Below are 2,513 nucleotides of genomic sequence, written 5' to 3'. Positions count from 1 at the left end.
GCGCCGGGGCCGGCCGGGCGGTCCGGCCGGCCCCGGCAGGGTTTTCCGGGCGAGCGTCAACGCCCCGACGTCGCCGCGCCGGCCTGCCGGCGCGAGCGCCGCGCCCGCCGCCGCCCCCTTCACGCTAACACACTGCAAAACCGGCCGATAGGCGGCGACTCCCGCTGCGGCACGCGCCTTGCTGTCCCGGAGCTGTCGCACGGGAGATGGCCGCGATGCCCGAGAGCCGTTCCGCCGCCGAGGCACGTTCGGACGAGGCGCCCGCGCGCCGGCCGCGCTACGAGCGCGAGGAGTTCCACCGCCTTCCGCTCGACATCTCCGCGCGGATCGCCGTCGGGTCCGCGCGCCTCGGCGATCTTCTGCGCCTGCAGCCGGGGGCGGTGGTTCCGACCGAAACACCGGTCGGCGAGCCGTCGCGGCTGATCGTCGAAGGAATCGCCGTCGGGCGCGGAGAACTCGTCGAGATCAAGGGGCGCATCGCGTTCCGCGTCACCAGCCTGGGGTCGGACGATGACTGAGGCGGTCGGTCCCGGCTGGGGGGACATCCTGCGGACGGCCGCGGCCCTGCTGGCGGTCGTCGCGCTCGCCGTCCTGTTCGGCCGCCTGGCCCGGCGCGGCTCCGTCCTCGGTGGGCGCGGGCGGCGGCTCAGCGTCGTCGAGCGACTTCCGTTGACCCGCAGCGCCCACGTGGTGCTCGTCGAGGACGGCGAGAGAACCCTCCTGCTCGGGGTGAGCGAAAAGGGCGTCAGCCTCATTCGCGACCTCGGCCCGTCGCGGAGCGCCGCCGCGCACACCTCCGCCGCCGGCGGACCGCACCCGGGGGCGTTCGCCGCCCGCCTGGCGGCCGCGCTCCGGGAGCGGGGGAGAGCCTGATGGGCCGGCGGGCCATCCTCGCGGGGCTGCTGATCGGCATCCTCGCCGCCGGGACGGTCGCGCAGGCCGCGCCCGACGGCGCGTCGATCGAGCTGCGCTTGAACGACGGCGCGGGGGCCCCGGGATCGACGGCCCTGCGGATCCTGGTGCTGCTCACCGTCCTGGCGGTGGCGCCCTCGATCCTGCTGCTGATGACCTGCTTCGTCCGGTTCGTCATCGCCCTGCATTTCCTGCGCCAGGCGCTGGGCACGCCCCAGATGCCGCCCAATCAGGTCCTGATCGGACTCGCTCTTTTCATGACCTTGTTCGTGATGGCCCCCGTGCTCGACGAGGTCCATGACGAGGCGTGGGTCCCCTACAACGAGGGGGCGATCGACACCGTCGAGGCGTTGCAGGCGGCCTCGGTCCCGCTGAAGGACTTCATGCTTCACCACACCCGCAAGGCCGATCTCGCCCTGTTCGTCAACATGGCGCACGTCGAGACCCCGCGCGGGCCCGACGACCTGCCGCTCCGTGTGGTCGTCCCGGCGTTCGTCATCTCCGAGCTCCGGACGGGGTTCGAGATCGGTTTCTTGCTGTTTCTGCCGTTCCTCGTCATCGACCTGGTGGTCGCCTCGGTCCTGCTCTCGATGGGAATGATGATGCTGCCGCCGGTCATGGTCTCCCTGCCGTTCAAGGTGCTCCTATTCATTCTCGTCGACGGGTGGAGTCTCCTGGCGGGCTCGCTCGTCGCCGGCTTCAGGTGATCGGGGAGGGTCCGCCGAACCATGAACGAAATGATGGTCATCACGATCGGGCGCGAGGCGATGCGCATCACGCTCTTGGTCGGTCTGCCGATGCTGATGGCGGGAATGCTGGTGGGCATCGTCGTGAGCGTCCTGCAGGTCGCCACCTCGATCCAGGACATCACCATCACGTTCATCCCCAAGATCCTGGCCGTTTTCCTGGCCCTGACCTTGTCCCTGAACTGGATCCTGCGGCTGCTCGTCGGCTTCGCCCGGCAGATCTTCGACATCATCGCCACACTCGGAGCCTGAAGTGACCCCGATCACCGTCCCGATCCCGTTCGACGGCCTTCTCCCGGCGTTCGCGTTGATGCTCCGCATCAGCGCCTTCGTCGCGGTGGCGCCGATCGTCGGATCGGTGGCGGTGCCGGTGCGCGCCCGGATCGCCCTGGCGTTCGTCCTCACGGTCCTGCTCGCTCCGGTCGCACCCGCGCCAAGAGCGACCGCCGGGCCCGGCACCCTCGTGGCGGGCGAGCTGCTGGTGGGTCTGCTGCTCGGGACCGCGGCGCGAGCCATCGTGGAGGCGGCGACCTACGCGGGAGGCCTGGCGGGATATCCCGCCGGACTCGCGATCGCCGCGGTCCTCGACCCCGTCACGCAACAGCAGATGCCGACGCTGGCGATCTTCTACCGCCTGCTCGCTCTGGTGGCCTACCTGACGCTCGGCGGGCACCGCGAATTCCTCGCGGTCCTCGCCCGCTCCTACGAGATCGTTCCCGTGGGCGGGAGTACCCTCGCCCAACCTTGGCTCCCGGGAGCGGTGGCCCTGACCGGCCGCGTCCTGGTGCTCGGGCTGCGCCTGGCCGCCCCCATCCTCGTCGCCGGATTGCTCGTCGACCTTTGTCTCATGCTCGT

The 2,513-nt window shown here is 70.9% G+C and carries 5 protein-coding genes; all 5 read left to right on the top strand.

What is annotated here, in order from left to right; genetic code table 11:
• The first annotated feature begins 206 nt into the window (after positions 1 to 206).
• Positions 207 to 518 (top strand): FliM/FliN family flagellar motor switch protein, encoded by a 312-nt coding sequence (locus D6718_05655; GenBank protein RMG46419.1) that lies wholly within the window; start codon positions 207 to 209, stop codon positions 516 to 518.
• Positions 511 to 873 carry a hypothetical protein gene (locus tag D6718_05650; GenBank protein RMG46418.1) on the top strand — a complete coding sequence of 121 codons (363 nt, stop codon included), beginning with the start codon at positions 511 to 513 and terminating at the stop codon, positions 871 to 873. Before D6718_05655 ends, D6718_05650 begins: the two co-directional genes overlap by 8 nt.
• Positions 873 to 1,619 carry a flagellar biosynthetic protein FliP gene (gene fliP / locus D6718_05645; GenBank protein ID RMG46417.1) on the top strand — a complete coding sequence of 249 codons (747 nt, stop codon included), beginning with the start codon at positions 873 to 875 and terminating at the stop codon, positions 1,617 to 1,619. Before D6718_05650 ends, fliP begins: the two co-directional genes overlap by 1 nt.
• A 21-nt stretch (positions 1,620 to 1,640) precedes the next feature.
• Positions 1,641 to 1,910, top strand: coding sequence for a flagellar biosynthetic protein FliQ (locus D6718_05640; protein RMG46416.1), 270 nt, complete (start codon positions 1,641 to 1,643; stop codon positions 1,908 to 1,910).
• A gap of 1 nt (position 1,911) precedes the next feature.
• Positions 1,912 to 2,513 (top strand): type III secretion protein (locus D6718_05635; GenBank protein ID RMG46415.1); only part of this gene is annotated, 602 nt, incomplete at its 3' end.

The sequence above is a fragment of the Acidobacteriota bacterium genome, from assembly GCA_003696075.1.
GTDB lineage: Bacteria > Acidobacteriota > Polarisedimenticolia > J045 > J045 > J045.
Note: the sequence above shows the minus strand (reverse complement) of the source record. Positions and strands in the feature narration are given on the sequence as shown.